The following is a 25,856-nucleotide window of genomic DNA, read 5'->3' as shown; positions in this document are numbered from 1 at the left end:
CCCTTCGCGTATCGGGACTGGGCCGATCACACCCCCCTGAAGGGCGCCAATCGGGCAATAGCGATACTTAGTACGATGAGCTGGTATCTGACTGGAGGGACGCATGGGAGCGACAGGTGAGCGGGGGACGCCGGAGGCGCGACCCGATGTGTCCGTAGTGGTGATCGTCTACAACGACGCCGAGCGGCTGCCGACCGCCGTGCGGTCGGTGCTCGACCAGACGCTGCGCGGCGTCGAGGTCGTCATCGTCGACGACCACAGCACGGACGGCTCGTACGACGTGGCGCGGGAACTGGCCGCCGAGCACCCCGAGCGGGTGCGGGCCTACCAGCTGCCGGAGAACAGCGGCGCGGGCGGTGAGCCCCGCAACGTGGGAATCGGCCACACCGTCGGCCGCCACGTGATGTTCCTCGACAGCGACGACGTCCTGGAGCGCAACGCCTGCCGCAACCTCCTCGAAGCCGCCGAGCGCGACGGCTCCGACATCGTCTCCGGGCTCTGCGTCCGTCTTTCCATGGACACCCGCAACAAGAAGCGCGACCAGTGGTACCCCTGGCTCTACGCCACGACCCGCACCCTGGAGTCCGTCACCGAGCTGCCCGACCTGTTCGTCTGGGACACCCTCTCCACGAACAAGCTCTACCGCCGCGACTTCCTCGTCGAGAACGGCCTGCGCTTCCCCAAGGGCATGTTCTACGAGGACCTGATGTTCATAGCCGAGGCCTATCTGGCCGCCGAGCGCATCACCCTCATCCCGAACCAGGTCTACTTCTGGCACGTCCACGAGCGCGCCGCCGACGCCGCGAAGTCCGTGACCAACCGGCGCCACGAGATGACCAACTTCCAGCACCGCCTGGAGATCCACCGACGGATCGACGCCCTGCTCGCCGAGCGCGGCCTCGACGAGCTGCGGCTCGCCAAGGACGTCAAGTTCCTCAAGCACGACCTGGTGCTCCACCTGCGCGACCTGCCGTTCCGCGACGCCGCCTACCGGCAGGAGTTCGCCGGACTCGCCCGTGACTATCTCGCCGGGCTCGACCGCGCCGCGTACGACGAGGTGCAGCCCATTCAGGCCATCTGCGGCTACCTCCTGGAGCAGGGCGACTGGGCGAACCTGCTGCCCGCCGTCGACACCCTCACCAACCGCGACAAGATCTCCTCGCCGCTCGCCGAGCGGGACGGCCGCGTGTACTGGTGCGCCGAGCACCTGGAGGACCCGGTCGGCCGCCGGGCCCTGGACGTGACCGGGCTCGGCTACCACACCAAGCGCTTCGACCAGATGTTCCTGCGCAACGTCCTGACGCGGTACGAGGAGTCCGCGGGGACGGTGAGCATGGCGGGCCGCGTCACCAACCCGCTCGGCGTCGTCGGCCCGGACGCCGTGCTCACCGCCGAGCTGGAGTTCAGCGCGCGCCGCCGCAGCCTCCAGTCCTTCCGCTTCCCGGTCTCCGCCGTGCGGTACGAGGGCGAGACCATCGCCTGGGAGGCCGCCGCCGACCTCGCGAGGCGGCTGCGTCCGCTCGGCGTGGTCGACGCGGTGTGGGACGTGCGCCTGCACCTCACCGCCGACGGCGTGCGCACCCGGACGCGGCTCACCGCGGAGGACCCGGGGCTCGCCGAGGGGAGGCTTCCGGTGCGGCCGAGGCTGACCCGCCTGGTCGCCGACCACATGGAGCCCGAGGTCTCGCAGCGCGGGCACCTCGCCTTCCGCCTCGTCACGCGCGACGCCGCCGGTGGCCGGATCCAGGAGCTGGTGGCGCGCGGCACGCAGGGCGTACCGGGACGGCTCGCCAAGTCCGGCTTCCGCAGGGCGAAGAAGCTGCGGAAGGACCTCACGTCCGGGCAGAGCAAGCTGCGCGTGTACGACGAGGTGTTCAGCCGCCTGCCGGTGAAGAAGGGCACGGTCGTCTTCGAGAGCCACCTCGGCAAGCAGTACAGCGACAGCCCCCGGGCGATCTACGAGGAGATGCGGCGCCAGGGGCTCGACTTCGACGCCGTGTGGTCCTACACCGGCAGCCCGAAGGGCTTCCCCGAGGACGCGACGCTGGTACGGCGCTGGTCCCTCCCGTACCTGCGGGCCCTGGCGCAGGCCGAGTTCTGGGTCGACAACCAGAGCTACCCGCTCAAGCTCACCAAGCGGCCCGGGACGACGTACATCCAGACCTGGCACGGCTCGGCGCTCAAGCGCATGGGCTTCGACGAGCCCGCCTGGAAGCTGCGCAGCAAGCCGCGGCAGGACGAGCAGCAGCGGGTGCTCGACCGCTTCGACCGTTTCCTGATCCGCTCCGAGCACGACGTGCGGACCCTGGCGAAGGCCCTGCGCCTGAAGGAGAAGGTGCTGCTGCGGGTCGGCTACCCGCGCAACGACGCGCTGGTGCGGTCGAAGCGGGCCGAGGACGCGAGCGGGGTGCGCGAACGCGGCCCGCTTGCGGCGGAGTTGGGCATCCCCGAGGACAAGCAGGTGCTGCTCTACGCGCCGACGTTCCGGCGGCACGGCGGCCGGCACGGACGCTTTGAACTGCCCTTCGACGTCGAGCGGTTCGCCGAGGAGTTCGGCGACCGGTACGTACTGCTCGTGCGCTCGCACTATCTGAACCACGTGGTGCTCCCGCCGTCCGTGCGGGGCCGCGTCATCGACGTCTCCGCGCACCACGACGTCACACCGCTCTACCAGCTCGCCGACGCGATGATCACCGACTACTCGTCCGTGATGTTCGACTACGCGCTCCTGGACCGGCCGATGCTGTTCTTCACGTACGACTACGAGGAGTACGTCCACGAGGGCCGCGGCACCTACTTCGACCTGCGGGAGCGGGCTCCAGGACCGGTGGTCGACACCGAGGACGAGCTGTTCGGGGCGCTGAAGGCGCTCGACGAGCAGGCGCTGGAGTACGCGGCGGCGCGGGCGCGGTTCGTGGCCGAGTTCGGCGAGTACGACCGGGGCGATGCCGCCAAGAGTGTCGTCGATCAGTTCTTCTCGCACTGGAGCGGCAAGTGAACCGGGACATATTCTTCGTCTCCAACAGCGTCAACGAGCTGGGCGGGATCACCAGTTGGTCCCACCAGATGGCCCGCCTCTTCGTCGAGCGCGGCCACCGCGTGCACGTCATCGGCATCACGGACCCCGGCGTCCCGCAGGACGTCGGCACGGACCTGCCCTACCCCGCCACGACGCTGTACGACGATCATCCGCCGCGCGTCGGCCCGGCGCGCGGCATCAAGGGCCGGCTCAACGTGGCCGAGCACCGGCTGCGCACGAAGCGCGAGGAGGGCATGCACGAGCAGGCCGCCAAGCTGACCGCGCTGTTCGCGCAGGCCGGTCCCGGAGCCGTCGTCATCGTCACGCAGGTGTGGGCGATGGAGTGGGTCGAACTCGCCGACACCGGCGGCATGTCGGTCATCGGCATGAGCCACGAGTCGTTCGCCTACTCGCGGGCCTGCTCCCGCTTCGGGCGGGTGCGCAAGCACTACAAGGACGTCGACCGGATGCTCGCGCTGACCCGTGAGGACGCCGACCTGTGGATCAGGCAGGGCCTGGACAACGCGTCCTTCATGCCGAACCCGCTGCCCTTCATGCCCGAAGTGCCCTCCCGGCGCACCGAGAAGGTCGTCACCAGCATCGGCCGGCTGCACGACCAGAAGGGCATCGACATGCTCCTCGACACCTGGGCGGAGGTCGCGCCGCTGCACCCGGACTGGACGCTGCGGATCTACGGCTCCGGCGAGGACGAGGAGATGCTCAAGAAGCAGTGCACGTCCCTGGGCCTGGACGGCTCCGTGGAGTGGATGGGGCGCACCAGCGACGTGCCGGGCGCGCTGCGGGGCGGGTCGGTGTTCGTGCAGTCGTCGCGGGGCGAGGGCTTCCCGCTGGCGCTGATGGAGGCGATGGCCACGGCGGTGCCGTGCGCCGCCTTCGACTGCGCGCCGGGCGTGCACGAGATCGTCCAGGACGGCGTGGACGGGCTGCTCGCGCGGCTCGGGAACACGGCCGAACTGGCGCGCAGGCTGGACACGTTGATGTCCGACAAGGAGCTGCGGGACCGGATGGGGGAGCTGGCCAGGGTGAACATCCAGCGCTACACGACGGGTGAAGTCGTGCGGCGCTGGGAGGAGTTGTTCGCGTTCTTGGAGCGGTAGGGCCGGGCGGCTCCGCTACTTCTTGCCGCCTGTGAAGCGCTCGTACTCCTTCAGGACGTCCTCCGTCGGGCCGTCCAGGCGCAGTTCGCCGTGCTCCAGCCAGAGCACGCGCTCGCAGGTGTCGCGGATCGACTTGTTGTTGTGGCTGACCAGGAAGACCGTGCCCGCGCGCTTGCGCAGCTCGCGGATGCGGGCCTCCGAGCGCTTCTGGAAGGAGCGGTCGCCGGTCGCCAGGGCCTCGTCGATGAGCAGGACGTCGTGGTCCTTGGCGGAGCCGATGGAGAAGCGCAGGCGTGCCGCCATGCCGGAGGAGTACGTGCGCATGGGGAGGGTGATGAAGTCGCCCTTCTCGTTGATGCCGGAGAAGTCGACGATGTCCTGGTAGCGCTCCTGGATCTGCTCCCGGGACATGCCCATCGCGAGGCCGCCGAGGCGGACGTTGCGCTCGCCGGTGAGGTCGTTCATCAGGGCCGCGTTCACGCCGAGGAGCGAGGGCTGGCCGTCGGTGAAGATGCGGCCGTTCTCGACCGGCAGGAGGCCCGCGACCGCCTTCAGGAGCGTCGACTTGCCGGAGCCGTTCGTGCCGATCAGGCCGATGGCCTCGCCCTTGTGGGCGGTGAAGGAGACGCCTCTGACGGCGTGCACCTTGCGTACGCCGGACTCCTCGCCGTCCTTGCCTCCCTTGCCGCGCTTGAGGATGCGGCCGAGGGCGGCGGTCGCGCTGCCGCGGCCGGAGGGGGAGCCCGCGCCGTGCACCCGGTAGACGATGTCGACCTGGTCGACGATGACGGTGGGGGCGGGCCCGTAGGTGGGGGGAAGCGTCTTTTCCAGGGTTGCTGTCGTCTCAGCCACGGCCGTACGTCTCCTCTGCCTTCCAGAAGTAGATGAACCCGCCGACTCCGGCGAGCAGCGCCCAGCCGATGGCCCACGCCCAGGCATGGTGCGGGAGCTGGCCCTTGGCGAAGCTGTCGATCAGGGCGAAGCGCATCAGGTCGATGTAGACGGCGGCCGGATTGCACTCCAGGAGGACTTGGAGGACGTGCGGCAGGTGCTGGTCCTTCAGGACCGCGTCGATGCTCCACATCACGCCTGACACGTACATCCACGTACGCAGCACGAACGGCATCAGCTGCGCGATGTCCGGCGTCCTGCTGCCCAGGCGGGCCATGACCAGGGCCAGGCCCGTGTTGAAGGTGAACTGCAGGAGCAGGACCGGGACCACCAGGAACCAGGACATGCTCGGCGGGACGCCGAAGCAGAGCAGGATCACGACCAGCGCGCCCATGGAGAACAGGAGCTGCTGGAGCTGCTGGAGGCTGAACGAGATCGGCAGCGCGGCCCGCGGGAAGTGCAGGGCGCGCACCAGGCCGAGGTTGCCGGCGATGGCGCGGGTGCCCGCCATCACCGAGCTCTGCGTGAACGTGAAGATGAAGACGCCGGTGACCAGGAACGGGACGTAGTCCGGGACGTCGTGCTTGGTGTTCATCAGGACGCCGAAGATGAAGTAGTACACCGCGGCGTTCAGGAGCGGCGTCATCACCTGCCAGACCTGGCCGAGCTTCGCCTGGCTGTACTGGGCGGTGAGCTTGGCGGTCGCGAAGGCGGTGATGAAGTGGCGCCGCTGCCAGAGCTGCCGGACGTATCCGGGCAGCGAGGGGCGGGCGCCGCTGACGGTCAGGCCGTGCCGGGCGGCGAGCTCGGCGGCGTCGGGTACGGCGACCGCGGGGCGGGATGGAGCGTCGAGGACCTGACTCACGTCCGCTGCTTTCACTCGGAGCCATGGGGCGCTGACGTCGGGACGGGCCCGTATCGTCGCAACGTCGAGAGTAGGGCGATGTGACGTCGGAACGCAACCGTATCGTCGTCACGTTCTATGCTGTCCGTATGACGACGAGCAGGCCAGGAGATGAACAGCCGCGCCGCAGGGCGCCCGCGGGGGCCGCGGTGCTCCGTGAGGATGTGACCGAGGCCATCAGGGCCGCCGTCTTCGAGGAGCTCGCGGCGGTGGGGTACGCGCGCATGTCCATCGAGGGCATCGCGCGCCGCGCGGGCGTCGGCAAGACCGCCGTCTACCGGCGCTGGCGCTCCAAGCTGCACCTCGTGCTCGACCTGGTGGCGGCGATAGCGGTCCAGGGCCTTCCGATGCCGGACAGCGGCTCGCTGGAGGGCGATCTGCGGCTGCTGTACGAGGTGACGTCGCGCGCCCTGCGGCATCCCGTGGCCTCGCAGGTGATCCCGGACCTCCAGGCGGAGGCGGCACGCAACCCGGAGATCGCGGAAGCCCTGCAGAAGGCCCTGCGGGAAGGGCAGCACGGGGTGGCGAACGGCATCGTGCGGGCCGCCGTGGCGCGGGGAGAGGTGCGGGAGGGGGTCGACGAGGACCTCGCCCTCGACCTGGTGTCGGGGCCGCTCTACTGGCGGTCCGTGGTGGTGCGGGCCGAGCTGCCCAAGGGGTATCTGGGCAGCCTCGCCGCGGCTACGGCGGCGGGGCTCCGGGCGTTGTGAGGGGGCTGTGGGAGCGCGGTTCTAGGCGTGCTTCTCCCGCAGCAGGAACAGGGCCACGCCCGAGCCGAGCGTGACGGCGCCGGTGCACACGCTGATCAGCACCTGCCGCACGCCGTCGAAGGCGAGGCTGGTGGAGACGTCGGCGACCAGGGTGATCGCGAGGACGAGCCAGAGCAGGGCCTTCGTGGCGGGGCCTTTGGGCCGGGGGGTGGGGCGAAGCTGGGGCTGCCGCCGAGCGACGGTGGGCACCGCCGGGTGCTGGCCGTGCTCGCGTACCTGAACAGGTCGGCCTAGCCGGGTTGTTGCCGACTCGGCCGACCTGGCGCCCCGGCCGTACCTGAGGGGTCAGGACCGCTTCTCCCGCTTGGCGAACAGCGTCACGCCGCAGGCGAGGGCGATGATCCCGGTGCCCACGCTGACGAGGGCCTGGCGTGTGTTGTCGTCGATGACGAAGCTGGACGAGATGTTGACGATGAGGGCGACGGCGAGCACGAGCCAAAGGATCTTCATGGGGCAAGTGTGCGGGACCGGACCCGACCGCCTACTCCCGCCCCGCCTCCGGATGCAGCCGCACCCACCCCGCCCACGCCGACGTCACCATCTCGCGCACGTCCCTCTTCGCCGACCAGCCGAGCTCCGTGGCGATGCGGGTCGACGCGGCCACCACGCGGGCCGGGTCGCCGGGGCGGCGGGGTGACATCGTCGGCGGGCGGTCGTAGCCCGTCACCTCGTTGATCAGCGTGGCCATCTCCAGGACCGAGACGCCCTCGCCACGGCCGATGTTGAGCGTCAGGTCCGTGCCGCGCGGCGCCGTGGCCAGCTTGCGGGCCGTGGCCACATGGGCCTCCGCCAGGTCCACCACGTGGATGTAGTCGCGGACGCACGTGCCGTCCGGCGTCGCGTAGTCCGCGCCGAAGACGCGCGGCGCCTCGCCCTCCGTGAGCTTCTCGAAGACCATCGGGACGAGGTTGTAGACGCCCGTGTCGGCCAGCTCGGGGCTTGCCGCGCCCGCCACGTTGAAGTAGCGGAGCGACGCCGTCGACAGGCCGTGCGCGCGGCCCGTCGCGCGGACCAGCCACTCGCCGGCCAGCTTCGTCTCGCCGTACGGGCTCATCGGGAGGCACGGCGTCTCCTCCGTCACCAGGTCCACGTCGGGCATGCCGTACACCGCCGCCGACGAGGAGAGGACGAAGGACTTCACCCCGGCTTGCGTCACCGCCGACAGCAGGACCCGCAGGCCCTCCACGTTCTCGTGGTAGTAGCGCAGGGGCTGCTCGACCGACTCGCCCACCTGCTTCTTCGCCGCCAGGTGCACGACCCCCGTGATGCCGTGCTCCGCCAGCGTGCGGGACAGCAGCTCCGCGTCCAGCGTCGAGCCCGTCACCAGCGGTACGCCCTGCGGCACGCGCTCGGCGATGCCCGAGGACAGGTCGTCGTAGACCACCGCCCGCTCGCCCGCCTCCGTCATGGCGCGGACCACGTGTGCCCCGATGTAGCCGGCGCCGCCGGTGATCAGCCAGGTCATCGTCTGGGAGCCTTCCCTGTCGTCTTCGTTTCCCGAGTCGCGCCGAGCGTCGTCGGCGTTCGGACGTGCAGTGTCGCAGAGCCCCGCGTACGGACGGCGTCAGCGCCCGCCGCCGCCCACCCACCGCGCCAGCCGCCTGCGCACCACTCCCGCCAGGCCCCGCAGCCCCGGCGCGAGCCGCACGGCCAGGTTCCCCGCCTGCGTCGCGTACGGCTGGGCCAGGAGCAGACCCCGGCGCGACGGAAGCGCCGTGCGCCGCAGCAGTCCCGGGCCCGCGACCGCCCGCGCCGTCGTCTCGCGCGCCGTCCCGTCGCCGAAGTGCAGCCGCAGCCGCAGGTCCCACACGCCGCCGCCGAGCGAGCCCAGGTCCAGGACCGCCTCGGTCAGCCAGGTCTCCCGGTCCTCGGCGTCCGCCGGGTCGAACGCCGCCGTGCGGCGAAGGACCGGGCCCTCGCGGTTCCTCGGCACCAGCTCCACGTCGACCGTCGTCGGGCCCGCCTCCGCCACCCGTCCGTACAGCTCGTGCAGCCGCAGCGTCAGACGGCTCCGGTGCGCGCGGGGGCGCAGCTCGGCGTCCACCGCGAGCGGGAGCAGGCGGATGGGGCGCACGAGGAGGTGCTCCAGGGTGACCTGGGGGAGGTCCGGTGACCAGATGGGCGTGCTGTCGTCCGGCGAGAGGGCGTACGGAGGCGACAGGCGCGCCGGGCGGGCCGCCACCTCCTGGAGGCGGGTCAGGTCGCGCGGCTCGGGGGACGCCAGGATCACGCGGGCGATGACCCTGCCCGGCGCGGGCGCCGCGTCCAGGTCGCCCGTGTCGAAGGTCGCGAGGTACGCGCGCGTGGCCGTCCACCACTCCCGGCGGTACTCCGGGCTCCGCGCGGTGAGCTCACGCGCGTACATCCGCAGGCTGTGGTCGATGAACTTGGCCCGTGCCGCCCGTGCAAGGCGTTTGCCCCCCGTCCCCGTGGTGCTGCGTGCCTCCCGGAGGATCTCCACCGACTGGCGGTGGGCCTCCAGGCGGGCCTGCCAGTTGTCGATGCCCGAGCGGTCCAGGGAGATGGACAGCTTGGCCGCCGTGCGGCGCACGTTCCACACGTAGACGGGGTCCGTGATCAGCGCGATGCGCGGGCCCGCCGCCAGGACGCGGGCCGTGAAGACGAAGTCCTCGTACGTGAAGCTGCCCTCGGGGAAGCGCAGCGCGTGCCGGCGCAGGAAGTCGGCGCGGTAGAGCTTGTTGACGCAGAGGGTGTCGTGGACCAGGCGGGCGCGCAGCTCGGGGCGGGCGATCAGCAGGGGCTGCTTGTAGAGCATGGGCTGCCAGGGGGTCTCGCGCCCGGAGGGCAGCTCGCGGCGTACGCAGAGGCCGGTGACCACCTCGGCGTCGTGCCGCGCGGCGGCCTTGAGGAGCGCGTCCACCGCGCCCGGCGGCAGGATGTCGTCGCTGTCGAGGAACATCACGTACGCGGACGTGGTGGCCTCGATCCCGTCGTTGCGGGGAGTGCCGCAGCCCCCGCTGTTGGCGGCCCTGCGGATGGGTTTGACGCGGGGGTCCTCCCGCGCGAGCGACGCGAGCAGTTCGCCGCTGCCGTCGGTCGAGCAGTCGTCGACGGCGATCACCTCGCGGACTGCGGGGCCCTGGGCGAGGGCCGAGCGCACCGCGTCCGCGACGTGCGCCGCGTCGTTGTAGCCGATCACGACGACACAGACCTGGGGTGTCGGGGGCGACGGGGGCGAGAGGGGCGGAGAGGGGTACACAGGGGAAATTTTAGAGGTTGCTGGTAATTATCCGATTAGGGGGTCTTTTTCTGTTTCGTGTTCCCGTCGCCCACGCGCGCGAGCACCTCGCCCGTGCGCGGTCCCCACGCCACCACCACGGCCTCCTTCGGCACCCTCTGGTCGGGCGAGAGCAGCAGCCAGCGCACGTCGTAGCGGCGCACGATCCGCGCGCGTTCGGCGCGGGTCGACTCGGGGGAGAGGTAGTCGCGCACCTCCTGGAGGCGGTGGTTGCGCGTGTCCTCGGCGAGCGAGGCGTCCGGCCAGGCGGGGGCGACGAGGTTGGCGCCGTACGCGGGGACGGAGCGGGTGGGGTAGTAGCCGTTCGTCAGGACGGTGTCGCCCTTGTGCAGGTGGCTCATCGCCCAGCCGTAGCCCGGCCAGCGCGGCGGCTGGTCGAAGCCCACCGGGTCCAGGGCGCGCGGCACGACCGCCCCCGCCTGGAGCGTGAAGAAGCCGATGGCCGCCCCGGTGGCCGCGACGCCGCCCAGGGCCATGCGCCACCGGCGCCAGGGGCGCGGCGCCGCCAGCTCGATCGCGAGGGCGAACTGGAGCGGGACCAGCGTCAGGCCCAGGATGCGGCCGTAGGTGTAGTGGCCGCTGAGCCAGCCGTAGGCCACGACCGCGCAGTCCAGGGCGAACATCAGGACCAGCGGGTCGCGCCGGACCCTGCGGAACCTCAGGGCCAGCGCGGGCAGGCCGAGCAGCGCGAGCCAGAACCGCTGCGGCATCTCCGTGTAGAGCTGCCGGTGGATCCAGTCGACGCTCTCGTCGCCGACGAGCGAGAACACCGAGAAGTAGGGCCAGCTCGCCGCGACCACCGCCGCCGTCGCGCCGGTCACCGCCCACTTCCACAGCCCCGCGAAGGGCCGCGGGGCCGAGGCCGCGAACGCCACCACCCCGATCACCGCCGCCACGGACGAGATCGGGTGGACGAGCAGGATCGCCCCGCACAGCACGCCGAGCCCTCCGTACGCCCAGCCGCCGCTGGGCGACTTCGCCAGCGAACCCGCCCAGCTCCACGCCCAGAACGCCAGGCCGATCGCGAACGTCGAGGGGTACGCGAGGTTCCCCGTCATCGACATCAGACCGAGGTAGCCGCTCCACCACGCCATCCGCGTGCCCCAGAGCAGCACCATCGCGAACAGCGCAAGAACCGGCGCCCATTGACGCGGCGTCAGGACCTTCACGAACCGGCCGAGCCCCGTCAGGAGCACCAGCAGGTTCAGCGGCCCCGCCAGCTTCACGACCTCCCAGCCGGCGAGCCCCGTCAGCCGCGCGAAGGCGCCCTGCGCCACCGCGTACGGCGAGTAGTACGGGCTGCCCGCCCCCGGCAGGTCCGCCATCGGATGGCGCGGGTGCAGCAGATCGGCCTTGAGCCGCTCGACGACCGCCGCGTGCTGCCCGAAGTCGCAGCACATCGGCACCCGCCAGAAGGCGAGGGACATGACGATCCAGAAGAGACCGCCGAAGACGACGTACGGGCTCGGCCGCCACCGCCCGCGTCCGTGCAGCGCCGTCGCGCCGTGGACCTGGCGGCGCGTGAGGAGGCCCGCTCCCCGCGTGGCCATGCTCATCGCATGAGCCTCTCCGCGACCCGTGCCGAGGCCTGCCCGTCGTCCAGGTCGCAGTAGGCCTCGCGGAACGCCGCGTACGCCTCCGCGTGCCGGGCCGTGATGGAGTCCAGGTCGCGCAGCGCCTCGACGACCTCGCCGGTGGAGGCGAGCAGCGGCCCCGGCGCGCTGGTCTCGAAGTCGAGGTAGAAGCCGCGGACCGTGTCGCGGTAGTGCTCCAGGTCGTAGGCGTGGAAGAGCATCGGACGCCCGGTGTGCGCGAAGTCGAACATCAGGGAGGAGTAGTCGGTCACCAACACGTCCGAGACCAGCAGGAGTTCGGCCGTGCGCGGGTGGGACGACACGTCGCGCACGAAGGGCGCGTGGGCCCCGGGCAGCCGGCCCGCCGTCAGCGGATGCTTGCGCACGAGCAGGACGTGGTCGTCGCCGAGCACCTCCTGCGCCGCGCGGAAGTCGAGCGCGGGTTCGTAGCGGAAGCGGCCGGGGGAGTAGGCGAGGTGGTCCCGGTAGGTCGGCGCGTACAGGATGATCCGCTTGTCCGGGGCGATGCCCAGCTCGCGGCGCACGCGTTCGGCGACCTTGCCGCGGTCCGCGGAGAAGAGGACGTCGTTGCGGGGCGAGCCGGCTTCCATGACCTCGCCCTCGTAGGCGAGCGCCCGCCCCAGGTGGGGAGTCGAGAAGCGGTTGGGGGACACGAGCACGTCCCACTGGCGGGAGAGCCTGGGCAGGACGTCGAGGTGGCCGTGGTCGGCGTAGAGGGTGTCGGTGAGGTCGGTGCCGATGCGCTTGAGGGGCGCGCCGTTCCAGGTCTGTACGACGGTCTGGCCGTCCCGCCGCTCGAAGAAGTCGGGCAGATGGCCCGCGGTGACGATCCGCCGGCAGCGGGCCAGCGCCTCGTACCAGGCGGCGCTGTGCTCCTCCACGCCCTTCGCGCCCGCGGGCACCCGCGTCTGCTGGTCGTGCGTCACCCACAGGTGCTCGACGTCCGCGCCGCGCCGCACCAGCTCCTCGTGGACCGCGCGCGGCGAGTCCCCGTCGAAGTAGAGCACCGCGTCCCGCAGCGGCTGGCTGCGCTGGCGCGGATAGTGCGCGGTACGCAGCCGATGCCGCCGATAGGCCCCGCGCTCACCGCGCGCGAGCACCGACCCGGCCTCCAGCAGCAGCCGGTCCCCGAACCGCCGGTCGACGGTGAACTCCCGTCCCTCCACGGTCCGATGGAGCGGAAAGCCCGCGGAGACGGACGCGAGCAGCCGCACGGGCATGCCGTCCTGAAGCACCCCGTGCGCGGCGGTGTCGCCCCCGGCCTCCCGCAGGAACGCGTACCAGCGCCCCTCCCGCAGCACCCCGCCGCCGGGCGCCACCACGGCCCGGAAGCGCCCGGCGGTGCGCTCCACCGGCACGGTCAGTTCCTCGTCGCGGCCGCTGTGCCGGAGCACCAGTTCCGCCGCGTCCCAGCTCGCGTCGGACACCGTGCCCTCGACGGTCAGCGTGCCGTCCGTGCTCCACGCGACCCGGTCGGCGATCGGCTGCCGGGTGAGCTCGACGACGAGCTGGCCCTGGTCGTTCGCCGACGCGCACAGCTCGCGGCCGCCCGTCGTGCGTGAGGTGTAGCGGCCTGGCGGCAGGTCGAGCGCCGCCGCCAGGGACTTCAGCCTGCCGTCCGGCAGGACCAGGTTGGCCTGCCAGCGGTCGCCGTGCGGGGGCTCGACCTCCTTGGGGGCCAGGTGCGGGGTCGGCGCGATGTCCTCCAGGTCCGCGAGGCGCACGCGTACGTCGAAGCGGTCGTCGCCCGGCAGCGTCACGGGGTAGTCGAACTCCGCCGACGAGTGCTTGTGCGTCAGACGCAGCGCCGTGGGCCGCAGGTGGCTGGGCAGATGGCCGCTGAGGACCATCTCGTCGCCGTCCCGGTGGTGGGCGTCGACCCGGGCCACGTAGTCCTGGATCTTCAGCACCAGGCGGCCCTTGCTGAAGCCGAGGACGAGCCGGAGCCCGTCGCCCAGTTCGCGTACGACGGACTGCGCGGCCGATCCGTCCAGCGGGCGGACCGCGGCCCGGCGCACCGAACCGTGGCCCGCGACGACCACGCCGAGCAGCCAGTTCCCCGGCCGCCACCGGCCGCCCGTCTTCAGCTGCTCGGGGTCGACGGTGAGCTCGAATCCGGAGAGGTCGTAGCAGTGCAGCCGCTGCCGGGAGTTCTCGGTGGCCTGCGGCGCGGCGACCGTCCGGGTCGTCACCTTCCTCAACTGCGCCCTGCTGTGCGCCGACTTGAGGATCGCGGCCTTGACGGAGTGCCCCGGCCGGGTCGCCTCCAGATTGCGCACGTACGCGTACCCGCTGATCCGCAGCAGCCCGTCCGGGCTCCAGCCGGCCTCCCGCACCCGGGCGATGACCGGCAGTTCGCCGCGGCCGAGCCGGGCCAGTTCCTGCGGCACCCGGATGTGACCGCCCGAACTCCGCGGATAGGCGGCGCTGCGCCGCAGCACCCCGCGGACCTGGAAGGCGTTCTTGTTGCGCTGCTCGAAGGTGAGCAGGTCGATCAGGTCGGCGGTGCGCCCTTCGCGTACGAGATGCCACTTCACGCGCAGCGACACCGGAAGCCCCGCGACCACCCCCGGGTCCGCGCGGCGCAGGAACGCGGCGGCGCCCTTCATGAACGTGGCGCGGTACTCGGGCCCGCCCATCGGCAGGCCCTCCAGGAAGTACACGAAGTCGTCGCGCAGGCACGAGGTGTCGTACGTCTTCCGCATCTCGGGCGCGTGCTCGGCGAGGAAGGCGCTGACGTGCGCGCACGCCGCGATCCGGTCGCGCACGCCCTTGACGTCCGTGCGCCGCCGGGTGATCGAACCCTCGCGCACCCGCCAGTAGTAGACGTGGTCGCTGAGCACGTCCACGGAGCCCGCGAGGAAGTGCGCGGGGATCATGACGGGCGTGTCCTCGTAGAGCTTGCCCTCGGGGAAGGTGAAGCCGTGCCGGTCCCAGAAGGCGCGCCGGAAGACCTTGTTCCAGGCGACGCGGTCGGCGAGCAGCTCCAGGTCGCGGCTGATGTGCGTGCGCGAGCGCGGCTCGGTGAGCCACTTGTACTGCCAGGCCTGCTGGCGTCCGCGCTCGTTCAGGCGCCAGACGTTGCCGCTCGCGAAGTCGGATCCGGTCGAGTCCAGGCTCGCGGTCATCCGCGCGTACGCGTCGTGCGGCACGACGTCGTCGCTGTCGACGAAGGTCAGGTACTCGGCGGTGGGGGTCGCGTGCCGCACCCCGGTGTTGCGGGCGGCGCTGAGTCCCGCGTTCGGCTGGCGCACATAGACGAACCGTGGATCCTTCGCCGCGAACTCACGTGCGATGCGCGGACTGCCGTCCGTCGAGCCGTCGTCGACGAGCACGGCCTCCAGGTCGGCCATGGTCTGCCCGGCGATCGACTCAAGGCACTCCTCCAGAAACTCTTCGACGTTGTAGATGGGCACGACGACGCTGAGACGGGGCTGCACGAAGACCGGCCTTTCGTACGCTCCCAGTCATGGGAGTAATCATGGGAGTACGGGCGTATTCATCCCCTTTGCCCCTTCCGGTCAATTTCTTTGCCTTCCTTCATCCCAATGAGTGATGCGCGGTCTTCGACAGGGCGTGTCCGGCTGATTACTGTCGGTGTCCATGACGCGCTTCTCGGTTGTCGTGCCCGCCCATCGCGTCCAGGGCTACCTGAGGGAATGCCTGGACTCCGTGCTCGACCAGAGCTGCACCGATCTGGAGCTGATCGTCGTGGACGACGCGTCGCCGGACGCGTCCGCCGCGATCGCCGCGGAGTGTGCGGAGCGCGACCCGCGCGTGCAACTCGTCCGTCTTCCGGCGCACGCGGGTCCGGGCCCGGCCCGCAACATCGGCGCGGACCGCGCCACCGGCACCCACCTCCTCTTCCTCGACGGCGACGACCTGCTCCTGCCGGGCGCCCTGGAGGCCATCGCCGAAGCCCTCGACGCGGCGGACGGGCCGGACGTGCTCGTCTTCGGCCACGACCGCGTCGACTGGTGGGAGAGCGTGCGCGCGGGCGGCGACGACCTGGCGGGTGACCCGCTTGCCGTCACCGTCGCCGCCTGGAACCGCGTCTTCCGGCGCGACTTCTGGCACGAGCGCCGACTGGCGTTCAGCGACGGGGCCTACGAGGACGTGGTGCCGGTGCGGCGCGCGACGCTGGCCCCCGGCGCCCGCACCGCCGTCCTGGACAAGGCCTGCGTCCGCTGGCGCGAGCGGCGCGGCGGCAGCTTCGCCAAGTCGCCGGGCCGGGAGCACTTCGCGCTCATCGGGCGCTACGAGGAACTGCTCGCCGCCGCGGACCCCGCCGACCGCGCCCGGCTCGTCCCGCACGCGGCAGCGCATCTGCTCGCCGTGCTCGACGACCCCGGGCGCGTCGCGCCGCGCGACCGCCGTGACTTCTTCCGCGGGGCGGCCCGCCTCTACCGCACGTACGGACCGGCGGGCCCCGCGCCGACCCCGGGCGAGAAGGCCCTCGCCACCGCCTCGTACGCCGCCTACGAGGCCCAGCGCAAGAGCCGCTCCCGCAGGACGGGCGTCACCCGCAGGCTCAAGGAGCGGAAGAAGAAGCTGCGCGCCCGCGCCATGCGCCTCACCTACCGGGCCGACCTGCGCCGCCCCCTGGACCCCCACCTCGCGGTCTACGGCGCCTACTGGAACCGCGGGATCTCCTGCAATCCGGCCGCCATCCACGCCAAGGCCCGCGAACTCGCCCCGCACATCCGGGGCGTGTGGGTGGTCTCGTCCCGGCACAAGCACCGCGTACCGGCCGGGATCGAGTACGTCGTCGAGGGCTCGCGGCGCTACTGGCAGACCATGGCGCGAGCGACGTACCTGATCAACAACTCCAGCTTCCCCGGCGGGTTCACCAAGCGCCCCGGCCAGGTCTACCTCCAGACCCACCACGGGACGCCGCTCAAGAAGATGGGCCTGGACCAGCGCCGCTACCCCGCGGGCACGCACGGCATCAGCTTCCAGAAGGTCCTCGACCACACCGACCAGTGGGACTTCAGCCTCTCCGCCAACCCGCACTCCACGGAGGTCTGGGAGCGGGTCTACCCCTCGACGGCGTACCAGGCCCTGGAGGCGGGCTATCCGCGCAACGACGTCTACTTCACGGCGGACCAGGAGGAAAGGGCGCGCATCCGCGAGGAGCTGGGCATCGCGGACGGCCGGACGGTCCTGCTCTACGCGCCCACCCACCGCGACTACCAGAAGGGCTTTCTGCCCCGCGTCGACCTGGAACGCTTCGTGCGCTCCCTGGGTCCTTCGTACGTCGTGCTCGTGCGCGCCCACTACTTCTACGGCGCCGACGCCGGCCTGCGCGCCCACCCGCAGCTCGTCGACGTCACCGGGCACCCGCGCGTGGAGGACCTCTGCCTGGCCGCCGACGCCCTGGTCACGGACTACTCGTCGCTGATGTTCGACTACGCCTGCCTGGACCGCCCGATCGTGACGTACGCCCCCGACTGGCAGGCGTACCGCCTCGCGCGGGGCACCTACTTCGACCTGCTCTCCGGCCGCGCGGGCGAGACGCCGGGGGCCGTGGCCACCACCGAGGAGGAGCTCGTCGGGCTCTTCCGCAGCGGGGAATGGGACACGGCCGAAGCGGCACAGCTGCGCAAGGCCTTCCGGGCGCGGTTCTGTCCGTACGACGACGGGGGCGCCGCCGAGCGGGTGGTGCGGCGGCTGTTCCTGGAGGGTCAGCCCCGCTCGTAGGGGGAGCGGACTGGGAAGTACGCCGTCAGGAACGAGCGGATGGCCAGCGCCATCTCCTCGTCGGCCAGCTCGCTGTCCGGGGACTCGCCGATGCAGAAGGCCGTCTTGTTGCGGCCCTGGAGCAGCTGGCCCAGGCGCGCGTGGTCGGCGCGGCTCCCGATGTCCACGAAGTCGTAGGCGATGCCCGCCGGCACGGCCCGGCCGGTGAGGTACGCGTAGTGGTGGTGCAGGGACGACACCAGGGCGAGGTCGCCGTTGGAGCGGAAGCGGCTGTGCGCGGTGGCTTCGAGCTCGTCGGGGAAGCGCTCGGTGAGCTCCGCAAGGACGCTGCGGTGCAGGGCGTAGGGCGCGTGGAAGAAGCTGTGCGTCGCCGTCCTGCCGAACTCCCGCCTGAGCAGCTCCCGGTTGTTCTTCGCGGCGGCCAGATAGCCCTCGTCGTCCGGGGAGACGGGCAGCGCTGGCACGGACGCCGACGACCAGAAGAAGCGGGAGGTGCCCGAGCTGAGGAAGAAGGTCTCCGGGGTGGTGGGGCGGCCCAGGAACATGTCGTCGTTGAGGTAGAGGAAGTGCTCCGACAGGCCCTCGATGCGGTGCAGTTGGCTCTCGATGGAGTGCGAGTTGAAGGTGGGCAGCGCGGTGTCCGGGTCGGCGAACAGGTCGCGGTGGTCGACGACCGTGACGTCCGGGTGGTCCTCGTTCAGCCAGGACGGGGTCTGGCCCGCGGTGACGAGGTAGATGTGCCGGATCCACGGCGCGTACATCGCCAGGGAGCGCATCGAGTAGCGCAGCTCGTCGCGGTTGCGGAAGCGGACGGCGCCGTGGTCGGCGGACGTCTCGTCGTCGGGGCCGCCGAGGGCCGCCCTGCGGCGCGCGTGCCACTCGGGGTCGGAGTCGTCGACCCAGGTGTAGACGGCGTCGATGGGGAAGTCCACGTCACCGATGAGGAGTTGGGCGAAGACGTCGAGGGTCGGGTAGGTGCGGTCGGCGACGCGGAGGGTCGCGGTGGGGGAGAGCGAGGGCAGCTCGGACCCGGCCAGGGTGGTGCCGAAGGGTGCGCGCCGGGTGTCGGTCCCGCCGGGCCCGCCGTCCGCGGCCCGCGGCCAGAACGCCACCGTGCAGGACTGCTGGACGCCGTGCCGCAGGGAGAGCGTGGTCGTGGTGACCGGCTTGAAGAGCTTGATGCCCGCGACCTCGCCGATGCCGTCGAGGCGCTCCGCGAGCACGACTCCGGGTGCGGCGTCGCGCGGATGGATCAGCTCGGCGTAGACGGGCTGCCCGTGCAGGGACTCGGCGATGGCCTTGAGCGCGCCGTCGCGTTCGTCGTCGGCCACGGCGAGGGTGTGCGTGGTGCCGGACGTGCGGACCAGGACGTAGGGAATGTCCTCCGACTCCAGTGCGGTGGCGGCCAGCTCGAGGTTCCAGTCGGTCATGTCGGGCGCCAGGACGTCGTCGCGGCGCTCGGCGAGCCGCCCCACCGAACGGATGACCAGGCCGCTGGTGTCCGCTTCGAGGATCTCGTCCTCGCGGGCGCGCTCCTCGGGGGCGGGCGCGGCGTCCAGGGTGTACGGCGTGGTGGGGCGGAAGCCGCTGCCGCCCGACGCGACGCCGAGCGCCACCCGGTCCGCGCGGTCGTCGAGCCGCTCGGGGGCGTCGCGCCGGGCCACGAGCCGGGAGTACAGCTCCTGCCAGTGGGCGGTGACGTCGGTGGAGGAGAAGCGGGCGTAGACGCCTTCGCGGGCGGCGTGCGCGTAGCTGCGCCTGGTCTCCGGGTCACCCATCAACTCGCTCATCGCGGCGGCCAGTTCATGGATCTCGCCGGGCGGCACGAGCAGTCCGTCGACGCGGTGCCTGACGATCTCGGCGGGTCCGGTCAGGACGTCGTACGCGACCACCGGCACGCCCGCGGCGAGCGCTTCGAGCAGCACGAGCGGGAACGCCTCGTTGTGCCCCGCGGTCATCAGGGTCAGCCCCGCCTTGGCCCACTCGGCGGCCATGTCCTGGCAGGGGCCCAGGAGTTCGACGCGGTCCTGGAGGCCGAAGCCGTCGACCAGGCGGCGCAGGTGCTGCTCGCGGTGGCCGCCGCCGAAGACGCGCAGGGTCCACTCCGGATAGGCGTCGGCGACCTCGGCGAAGGCCCGGACCGCGTGGTCGACGCGCTTCTCGCCGGTGAGCCGCGCGGCCATGACGATGACCTTGCTCTCGCCGTCGGCGCGCGGCCGGAAGCCGTCGGGCACGGCGTTCGGGATGACCGCGAGCTCGGGGGCGGTGGCGCCGAGGGACTCCGCGATCCAGTCGCGGGTGCGCTCGGTGAGGGTGACCAGGGCGTCCAGGCGCGGCGCGTGCAGGAGCAGCGGCTCGCCGGAGGGGCCGCGGCGCTGGGTGGGGCGGTGCTCCTGGTGCACGGTGACGACCCTGGCCGGGACGAGCCCGACGGCGGCGGCCATCAGGGCGGGCGTCGTGGTGACCAGGACGTCGGTGTCCAGGCTGGTCAGGGCGGCGGCCATCTCGATGTCCGAGAGACGGTCGAAGGCGGACTCCCAGGCGGGCTTGATCAGTTCGCTGGGCAGCGCGGCGAGAGTGCGGCAGGCGGCCTCGTCCAGGCGCGACGCGCGCACCGGGCGCTCGGGGGACGCCGTGCGGTCGACGAGATAGCGGACGGGCAGGCTGCGGGCCTCGGGGAAGAAGGGCTCGGGGCGGGTCCGGAAGACGGAGATGACCTCGACGTCGTGGCGGTCCGCGAGGTGCTGCGCCTGGGTGTAGGTGGCCAGCTCGGTGCCGCCCATCTCGTCGCCCCAGCCGAGGAGGTACGTGATCTTCATGAGCTCTCCTTCACGAGGTCTCGTTCATGAGGTCTGATCCGTGATGTCCCAGCACGTGACGGCGAAGCCACCGGACTTGGTGAAGTGCGCGTGGGCGCGGACGAGGGAGCCGCCGGGCAGCGCGAAGACGCGGAAGGGCGTGGGGCAGGAGGCCGCGGGGTCACGCACGTCGGAGAGCCAGCGGCCCAGCGGCAGCGTGGGCCCGCCCGGGTTCGCCGTGTCCCGGGTGTCCCCCGTGACGTGGAAGTCCCACACCCACTGGCCGGGACCGGCCCCGGCCATCTCCCCCAGGGGCAGCCGGAAGGTGAACGCGGCGCCCTCCCACACCGCCCCGACCGGCACGGTGACCCCGTCGCGCCGCCGCACGGCCTTGGCCCGCCACCGCCGCCGGGAGCCCGCCATGACGAGCCGCCCGTGCACGGTGATGCCGTCGCCGCCGGGCACGAACCGCACGAGCTCGGCCCGTGGCCGCGACCGGGTCACCTGCAGCACCGCGCGCCCGCTGCGGCACCGGACGACGCGGATGAGCGTGCCGGTGCGCGGGTCGGGGGCGTGGCGGAGGGTGGGCGTGGGCGGCAGTTCGCTCTCCCCCTCGATGCCGATGCCGCGCCGCCGGACACGCCCGAGTGCGTCGACGGTGACGACCGTGAGCCGCCAGACGCCCTCGCCGAGGCGCGCACCGGCCCGGGTGTCCCCGGCGGCGAGCACGTCGCGCAGCGTGGCGGTCCCGGCGAGCAGCAGGCCACCGTGGGCGTGCTGTTCGAAGGCGAGCGGGACCCGGAACCTGCGGTGGCCGCGCGAGAGGACCAGCTGGGCCCGCTCGACCTGCTCGTCGGGGAGGGCGGCGACGGCGACGTTGAGCGTCCTGCTGTCCCGGATCGACAGGTGCACGGGCGCCAGGAGCGTCTGGGCCCCGTTGCCGACCCGGCCCGCGGCGGCGCGTTCCGCACGGAAGCGCGTGGCCCGTGCGGTGGTGAGGAGCCGCCGGGCCGCGGGCGGCAGGACCGGGGTCATGGCGTGAACCCAATGTGGCGCATTGGGCCACTTTGCCTGTTGTTCGTTCCCGCGCGGCCCGTTGGTCGCCCCGATGCGGGTGTGGCCGCGTCCGGGTCACCCGCCTGGCGGAGGAGGGAGTGACGTGAGGCGATATGTGTAAGTTAGTCCCTTAATGATCAGTCCTCTCGCGCAGTTCCAGCGCCGCAAGGAACCATCCGCACCACCGGCCGAAGTCCCCTCTTCGGCCCGCCCGACGACCGCATCGGCCCTGTGCCGCCGCTGGGCCGACCCCGCGGCCGTGGCCCTCGCGACCCTCCTGGTCGCCTGGCGCGCGAGCACGCTCGGCCAGTGGATCGTCGACGACGCCGCCATCACTTTCGCCTACGCCCGCAGCATCGACGAGGGCCTGGGCCCCGTGCAGCAGCCGGGCGCCGACCCCGTCGAGGGGTACTCCAACCCCGCCTGGCTCGCCCTGCTCCTGATCGGCCGCAGGCTCGGCCTCTTCGACCACGGAGCGCTCCTCGGCGTCAGCGACCTGGTGCTCTACCCCAAGGCCCTCGCGCTGCTCTGCACGGCGGGCGTCCTCGCCTGCGTGGCAGCGGCGGCGCGTGCCGTCCTGCCGGGGCGGGCCTGGGCCGTCACGCTCCTGACCGGCGGCCTGCTCGCCGGGAACCTGTCGTACGTGGCGTGGTCCTTCTCGGGCCTGGAGAACCCGCTGTACGCGCTGACCGCCGCCGCGACCGGAGCGCTGCTCGTCCGGGCGGCCGTGCGCGGCACCCTGCTGCGGCCCGCCGTCGCCGCGGCGGCGGGAGCCCTCGCGCTGCTGGCCGCGCTGACCCGGCCGGACGGCGCGGTGCTCGCGGCGGCCCACCCGCTGGCCGTGCTGCTGCTCCTGCGCCGGGGCGACCTCGCGCACGCGCTGCGGGCGGTGGTGCTGGGCTGCGGCACGTTCGCGCTGCCCTACACGGTCTTCCTGCTGTGGCGGTACGCGACCTTCGGGCTCTGGGTCCCGAACACCGCGGTGGCCAAGGCCCAGCAGCCGCCGCAGATCGGCCAACTGGCCACCGCCGGCGAGCTGCTGACGTACGGAGGATGGGCGCTCGCCCTGATCGGCGCGGCCTGCGTCGGCACCGCGCTCACCCGCCACGGGCCCGCCCGCAGAGCCTTGGTGGCGCTGCTCGTGCCGCTGGCCCTGACGCTCTTCGCGTACGGCGTGCTCGGCCGGGACTGGATGGCGCTGTACCGCTTCGCGACCCCGGTGTGGGTGCTCGCCGCCACCGCGTTCGCCCTGGCCGCCGCCGTCGTCTGGCGCGCCGAACGCCCGCGCGCGCGGGCCCTCGTCGGCTGCGCCGTCGCGGGCGCGCTGCTCCTCTCGGTCACCGGACAGGCCGCGCAGGACCGCAGGTTCGTCCAGCGCCCGACCCTGTCCATGTGCTTCGTCGCCGAGCGCTACGGCCACACCTTCAACGCGTACGCCCGCTACCTCGGCCTGCGCGACGCCACCGTCGCCCTGCCCGACCTGGGCGGCACGCTGCTCACCTCGCGGCTGCGCGTGGTGGACGTCGCGGGCCTGACCGACCGCCGCGTCGCCGACGCCTACGCGGCCGGCGACCCCGCCGCCCTGCGCGCCTACGTCCTGCACGAGGTGCGCCCCGAACTGCTCCACGTGCACGCCGCCTGGACCGTCAAGTCGGGCCTGACCCCGCCCCGCCTGGCCGCCGCGGGGTACGTCCCCCTCTACCGCGAGGGCAACGGCGGCGACTTCGTCCGCGCCGACGCCGTACGCGACCCGGCCCGGATCACCGCACTGCGCGAGCGCGTGAAGCCCACCCTGGACCACATGGTCGCCGAGATGCGCCCGGCGGGCTGCGGTCCGGCGCTGCGCGCGGGAGAGGGGTCCCCGGCATGACGACGGCCCTCCCCCGGCAGACCAGGCCCCTCCCCGGACCGGACGCCACCGCCGACCCCGCGTCCCGGGTCGACTCCCTCACCGGGATGCGTTTCCTCGCCGCCTTCGCGGTGTTCGTGCACCACTTCACCGGCGTCAGCTCCCACGGCGGCGTCGCCCACGCGCCGCTGCTCTTCCCGTACTCGATCATCGGCGCGACCGGCGTCGACTTCTTCTTCGTGCTCTCGGGATTCCTGCTCACCTGGGGGCACCGCCCCGGCACCCGCGCCCGCCTCTTCTACTGGCGCCGCTTCGGCCGCATCTGGCCCGCCCACCTGGTCGCGACCATCCCCTGCGTCTGGGTCTTCTACCTCTGGGGCGGTGTGCCGACGGACGCCGTCAGCTTCGTCGCCTCGCTGTTCCTCGTGCAGACGTGGTTCCCCGGCGTCACCCCGATGTTCCCCGGCAACGGCGTCGCCTGGACCCTCAGCGTCGAGGTCTTCTTCTACCTCCTCTTCCCGTACGCCGTCCGCGGCGCCCTGCGGATGCGCGCCCGCACCCTGGTCCTGCTCGCCGTCGGCGGCCTCGTCGCGATGTGGGCGCTCAACTGGTGGACGGCCACCCACCTTTCCCCCTTCTCCAGCGAATGGGTCATGCGGCACCCGCTGACCCGGCTTCCGGAGTTCGGCGTGGGCATGGCCTGCGCCCTGGCCCTGCGCCGCGGCCACCGCCTCCCCCTGCACCCGCCGGTGCTGTTCGCCTGCTTCGTCGCGTACGTGGTCGTCCACAGCAACCGCCTGGCCCTGTTCGGGCCGTACGCGGCCGGTCAACTCACCTGGGCGCTCAGGTCGGTCGCTGCCCTCTTCGCCGTCCTGTTCATCGCCGCCTACGTCCAGCGCGAGCTCGCCGGACACCGCGGCTGGCTCTGCTCGCGCCCGATGGTGCTGCTCGGGCTCTGGTCGTACGCCTTCTATCTGCTGCACCAGACCCTCAACCGGCTGATCATCGACACCTGGGGCCGCCCGCAGCCGTCCGACTACGCGGTCTTCACGCTCCTGGGCGTGGCGGTCGTGGTGACCGCGCTGTCCTGGGCGCTGTTCAAGTACGTCGAGGAACCGGCGAGGAAGTGGTGCGCCCGGCACACCCCGCGCGGGTGGGGCGCCAAGAGCGCGGCGGCGAAGACGCCTGGACGACGTGACCCTTTGTGCCGATAAACGTTGAACGCGAGCAACGCGCAGAAGAACCCCTTTGGAGGAGAGCGTGCACCAGTCCGCGTACGAACAGATGGAACTCTGTGTGGAGCAGTACATGCCCCCGGGCAAGCGTCACCGGGTGGTCGATCTCGGTGCCCGGGTCTCCGACGGGCAGACCCGCACCCACAAGGCCCTGCTCGAAGGGCGTGACACGGAATACGTGGGCGTCGACGTCCTGGACGGCCGCAACGTCGACGCGGTGATGACGAAGCCGTACCGCATCCCCGTGAAGTCCCGCAGCGCCGACTTCGTCATCTCCGGGCAGGCCTTCGAGCACATCCCCTTCTTCTGGGCGACGATGCTGGACATCGCGCGCGTCCTGAAGCCGGACGGCATCGCCTTCGTGACGGCGCCCTCGCGCGGCCACGTGCACGACGCGCAGGACTGCTGGCGCTACTACCCCGACGGGTTCCGCGCGCTGGCCGCGTACACCCGGCTCGAACTGCGCGAGGCCTACACGGACTTCCCGCCCATGAAGGGCATCCGTCACGCCTACGGCAAGATCGACGCCAAGCACGCCTACTGGGGCGACTCCGTCGGCGTGTTCCAGCGGCCCAAGAGTTACCCGAGTCTCACCATGGCGTTCGTGCGCGGCACCACCAAGTGGTGGGCGAACAAGGTCGGCGGGGTCGACGGCGTCCCGCTGCCCGAGCCCATCGAGGGCCGCGCCCTGTGCGGCAGGCCGAAGGTGGTGGCCCCGCGCTCGGTGGACGAGGAGCCCATGACGACGCCAAGTGACGCCAAATGAACTTATGTTGACGATGCGTGACATTGCGGACGAGTTGCGCGTACTGTCCGCTTCCATGGCATGGCGACGCGCTGTGAATGGCGCCCTGAAGCAACTGACCGGATACCAGCTGACGCGCAAACCCGTGCCGGCCCAGCGCGCGGCGGCGGTCCCCGCACCGAAGCCCGCCCCACCGGCACCGAAGGCGAAGCCCAAGCCGAAGCCCAAGGCCCTGAGCCTCCCCGCCGACTACGACGACGAGGCGAAGGAGATCATCCGTGCGGTGAAGCCGTTCACGATGACCTCTCCCGAACGGCTGAACGCCTTCATCCTGGCCACCCGGCACGTCGTCCGGCACGGCATCCCCGGCGACATCGTCGAGTGCGGTGTGTGGCGCGGCGGTTCGATGCAGGCCTGCGCCAAGGCCCTGCTCGCGGCCGGTGACACCGAGCGCGACCTGTACCTCTTCGACACCTACGAGGGCATGACCCCGCCCACCGAGGAGGACCTGCGCCTGGACGGGACGTCCGCCGAGGAGCTGCTCAAGGTGCAGGGCAAGGACCGGCCGATCTGGGCGGTCGCCTCCCTCGACGACGTCAAGTCGGGCTTCGAGAAGGTGCCCTACCCCAAGGAGCGCGTGCACTACGTCCGGGGCAAGGTCGAGGACACCGTCCCCAAGCAGGCGCCCGAGCAGATCTCCGTCCTGCGCCTGGACACCGACTGGTACGCCTCGACCAAGCACGAACTGGAGCACCTGTACGGGCGGTTGGTCAGCGGCGGCGTCCTGCTCATCGACGACTACGGCTACTGGCAGGGCTCCCGCCAGGCCGTCGACGAGTTCATGGACAAGACCGGTGAGCGGCTGCTGCTCCTGCGCATGGACGAGGGCCGGATCGCGGTCAAGCCCTGACCGGCGC

18 protein-coding genes and 1 pseudogene are annotated in these 25,856 nt (G+C 72.0%); 9 read left to right on the top strand and 10 right to left on the bottom strand.

Annotated features, from left to right (window positions below; all coding sequences use genetic code 11):
* Positions 1 to 103: 103 nt before the first annotated feature.
* Together ACZ6ZP_RS06655 and ACZ6ZP_RS06650 are read left to right on the top strand one after the other, a co-directional pair.
* On the top strand, positions 104 to 2,998 hold the full coding sequence (locus ACZ6ZP_RS06655; RefSeq protein WP_469405745.1) for a bifunctional glycosyltransferase/CDP-glycerol:glycerophosphate glycerophosphotransferase: 2,895 nt from the start codon (positions 104 to 106) through the stop codon (positions 2,996 to 2,998).
* Complete coding sequence (locus ACZ6ZP_RS06650) at positions 2,995 to 4,137, top strand: glycosyltransferase (protein ID WP_469405742.1); 1,143 nt, start codon at positions 2,995 to 2,997, stop codon at positions 4,135 to 4,137. The genes ACZ6ZP_RS06655 and ACZ6ZP_RS06650 overlap by 4 nt, the downstream gene beginning before the upstream one ends.
* Before the next feature lie 15 nt (positions 4,138 to 4,152).
* On the opposite strand, the gene ACZ6ZP_RS06645 is transcribed toward ACZ6ZP_RS06650, so the two are convergent.
* The gene (locus tag ACZ6ZP_RS06645) at positions 4,153 to 4,989 is read right to left on the bottom strand and encodes an ABC transporter ATP-binding protein (RefSeq protein ID WP_361469544.1); all 837 of its coding nucleotides are present in this window, start codon (positions 4,987 to 4,989) and stop codon (positions 4,153 to 4,155) included.
* Positions 4,982 to 5,893, bottom strand: coding sequence for an ABC transporter permease (locus ACZ6ZP_RS06640; RefSeq protein ID WP_361469541.1), 912 nt, complete (start codon positions 5,891 to 5,893; stop codon positions 4,982 to 4,984). The genes ACZ6ZP_RS06645 and ACZ6ZP_RS06640 overlap by 8 nt, the downstream gene beginning before the upstream one ends.
* Positions 5,894 to 6,021: 128 nt before the next feature.
* On the opposite strand from ACZ6ZP_RS06640, the gene ACZ6ZP_RS06635 reads away from it, so the two are divergent.
* Positions 6,022 to 6,642, top strand: coding sequence for a TetR/AcrR family transcriptional regulator (locus tag ACZ6ZP_RS06635; RefSeq protein ID WP_366462250.1), 621 nt, complete (start codon positions 6,022 to 6,024; stop codon positions 6,640 to 6,642).
* A 21-nt stretch (positions 6,643 to 6,663) separates the two neighbouring features.
* On the opposite strand, the gene ACZ6ZP_RS06630 is transcribed toward ACZ6ZP_RS06635, so the two are convergent.
* Positions 6,664 to 6,891: a hypothetical protein gene (locus tag ACZ6ZP_RS06630; RefSeq protein WP_469405820.1), complete on the bottom strand. Its 228-nt coding sequence runs from the start codon at positions 6,889 to 6,891 to the stop codon at positions 6,664 to 6,666.
* On the opposite strand from ACZ6ZP_RS06630, the pseudogene ACZ6ZP_RS06625 reads away from it, so the two are divergent.
* A pseudogene (locus ACZ6ZP_RS06625) lies at positions 6,856 to 6,936 on the top strand (DNA-binding response regulator); the annotation flags it as partial. The gene ACZ6ZP_RS06630 and the pseudogene ACZ6ZP_RS06625 sit on opposite strands and share 36 nt — an antisense overlap.
* Positions 6,937 to 6,987: 51 nt before the next feature.
* On the opposite strand, the gene ACZ6ZP_RS06620 reads toward ACZ6ZP_RS06625, so the two are convergent.
* The 5 genes from ACZ6ZP_RS06620 to ACZ6ZP_RS06600 all read right to left on the bottom strand — a co-directional run bounded on the left by ACZ6ZP_RS06620 (position 6,988) and on the right by ACZ6ZP_RS06600 (position 14,996).
* Entirely contained in the window at positions 6,988 to 7,152 is a 165-nt protein-coding gene (locus tag ACZ6ZP_RS06620) for a hypothetical protein (RefSeq protein WP_351170917.1), read from the bottom strand.
* 31 nt (positions 7,153 to 7,183) lie between these two features.
* Positions 7,184 to 8,167 carry a UDP-glucose 4-epimerase GalE gene (galE, locus tag ACZ6ZP_RS06615; protein WP_469405741.1) on the bottom strand — a complete coding sequence of 328 codons (984 nt, stop codon included), beginning with the start codon at positions 8,165 to 8,167 and terminating at the stop codon, positions 7,184 to 7,186.
* A gap of 99 nt (positions 8,168 to 8,266) precedes the next feature.
* Positions 8,267 to 9,922: a glycosyltransferase family 2 protein gene (locus ACZ6ZP_RS06610; RefSeq protein ID WP_469405739.1), complete on the bottom strand. Its 1,656-nt coding sequence runs from the start codon at positions 9,920 to 9,922 to the stop codon at positions 8,267 to 8,269.
* 35 nt (positions 9,923 to 9,957) lie between these two features.
* Positions 9,958 to 11,517, bottom strand: coding sequence for a hypothetical protein (locus ACZ6ZP_RS06605; protein ID WP_469405738.1), 1,560 nt, complete (start codon positions 11,515 to 11,517; stop codon positions 9,958 to 9,960).
* On the bottom strand, positions 11,514 to 14,996 hold the full coding sequence (locus tag ACZ6ZP_RS06600) for a bifunctional glycosyltransferase/CDP-glycerol:glycerophosphate glycerophosphotransferase (protein ID WP_351170926.1): 3,483 nt from the start codon (positions 14,994 to 14,996) through the stop codon (positions 11,514 to 11,516). The genes ACZ6ZP_RS06605 and ACZ6ZP_RS06600 overlap by 4 nt, the downstream gene beginning before the upstream one ends.
* A 163-nt stretch (positions 14,997 to 15,159) precedes the next feature.
* On the opposite strand from ACZ6ZP_RS06600, the gene ACZ6ZP_RS06595 reads away from it, so the two are divergent.
* Positions 15,160 to 17,256: a bifunctional glycosyltransferase/CDP-glycerol:glycerophosphate glycerophosphotransferase gene (locus tag ACZ6ZP_RS06595; RefSeq protein ID WP_469405736.1), complete on the top strand. Its 2,097-nt coding sequence runs from the start codon at positions 15,160 to 15,162 to the stop codon at positions 17,254 to 17,256.
* On the opposite strand, the gene ACZ6ZP_RS06590 is transcribed toward ACZ6ZP_RS06595, so the two are convergent.
* Positions 17,241 to 20,075 carry a stealth conserved region 3 domain-containing protein gene (locus ACZ6ZP_RS06590; protein ID WP_469405735.1) on the bottom strand — a complete coding sequence of 945 codons (2,835 nt, stop codon included), beginning with the start codon at positions 20,073 to 20,075 and terminating at the stop codon, positions 17,241 to 17,243. The genes ACZ6ZP_RS06595 and ACZ6ZP_RS06590 overlap by 16 nt on opposite strands.
* Positions 20,076 to 20,099: 24 nt before the next feature.
* Positions 20,100 to 21,089 carry a hypothetical protein gene (locus tag ACZ6ZP_RS06585; protein ID WP_469405733.1) on the bottom strand — a complete coding sequence of 330 codons (990 nt, stop codon included), beginning with the start codon at positions 21,087 to 21,089 and terminating at the stop codon, positions 20,100 to 20,102.
* A gap of 154 nt (positions 21,090 to 21,243) precedes the next feature.
* Here ACZ6ZP_RS06585 and ACZ6ZP_RS06580 point away from each other — a divergent pair, with 154 nt between their 5' ends.
* From ACZ6ZP_RS06580 to ACZ6ZP_RS06565, 4 genes are read left to right on the top strand one after another with little or no spacing between them, the layout of a single operon-like run.
* On the top strand, positions 21,244 to 22,980 hold the full coding sequence (locus ACZ6ZP_RS06580) for a hypothetical protein (protein ID WP_469405731.1): 1,737 nt from the start codon (positions 21,244 to 21,246) through the stop codon (positions 22,978 to 22,980).
* Positions 22,977 to 24,173, top strand: coding sequence for an acyltransferase family protein (locus ACZ6ZP_RS06575; RefSeq protein ID WP_469405729.1), 1,197 nt, complete (start codon positions 22,977 to 22,979; stop codon positions 24,171 to 24,173). The genes ACZ6ZP_RS06580 and ACZ6ZP_RS06575 overlap by 4 nt, the downstream gene beginning before the upstream one ends.
* Positions 24,174 to 24,219: 46 nt before the next feature.
* On the top strand, positions 24,220 to 24,960 hold the full coding sequence (locus ACZ6ZP_RS06570) for a class I SAM-dependent methyltransferase (RefSeq protein WP_469405727.1): 741 nt from the start codon (positions 24,220 to 24,222) through the stop codon (positions 24,958 to 24,960).
* 55 nt (positions 24,961 to 25,015) lie between these two features.
* On the top strand, positions 25,016 to 25,849 hold the full coding sequence (locus ACZ6ZP_RS06565) for a TylF/MycF/NovP-related O-methyltransferase (protein WP_469405726.1): 834 nt from the start codon (positions 25,016 to 25,018) through the stop codon (positions 25,847 to 25,849).
* Positions 25,850 to 25,856 lie beyond the last annotated feature (7 nt).

The organism is Streptomyces sp. NPDC054047 (assembly GCF_055585065.1).
The sequence above is the reverse complement of the archived record's forward strand: the minus strand, read 5'-3'. Positions and strand labels throughout refer to the sequence as shown.

Bases quoted from the DNA above. Each gene is read 5' to 3' on its own strand.
- ACZ6ZP_RS06655 (WP_469405745.1), top strand. From the start codon at position 104: ATGGGAGCGACAGGTGAGCGGGGGACGCCGGAGGCGCGACCCGATGTG.
- ACZ6ZP_RS06635 (WP_366462250.1), top strand. From the start codon at position 6,022: ATGACGACGAGCAGGCCAGGAGATGAACAGCCGCGCCGCAGGGCGCCC.
- ACZ6ZP_RS06620 (WP_351170917.1), bottom strand. From the start codon at position 7,152: ATGAAGATCCTTTGGCTCGTGCTCGCCGTCGCCCTCATCGTCAACATC.
- galE (WP_469405741.1), bottom strand. From the start codon at position 8,167: ATGACCTGGCTGATCACCGGCGGCGCCGGCTACATCGGGGCACACGTG.
- ACZ6ZP_RS06605 (WP_469405738.1), bottom strand. From the start codon at position 11,517: ATGAGCATGGCCACGCGGGGAGCGGGCCTCCTCACGCGCCGCCAGGTC.
- ACZ6ZP_RS06595 (WP_469405736.1), top strand. From the start codon at position 15,160: ATGACGCGCTTCTCGGTTGTCGTGCCCGCCCATCGCGTCCAGGGCTAC.
- ACZ6ZP_RS06590 (WP_469405735.1), bottom strand. From the start codon at position 20,075: ATGAAGATCACGTACCTCCTCGGCTGGGGCGACGAGATGGGCGGCACC.
- ACZ6ZP_RS06585 (WP_469405733.1), bottom strand. From the start codon at position 21,089: ATGACCCCGGTCCTGCCGCCCGCGGCCCGGCGGCTCCTCACCACCGCA.
- ACZ6ZP_RS06580 (WP_469405731.1), top strand. From the start codon at position 21,244: ATGATCAGTCCTCTCGCGCAGTTCCAGCGCCGCAAGGAACCATCCGCA.
- ACZ6ZP_RS06575 (WP_469405729.1), top strand. From the start codon at position 22,977: ATGACGACGGCCCTCCCCCGGCAGACCAGGCCCCTCCCCGGACCGGAC.
- ACZ6ZP_RS06565 (WP_469405726.1), top strand. From the start codon at position 25,016: ATGGCATGGCGACGCGCTGTGAATGGCGCCCTGAAGCAACTGACCGGA.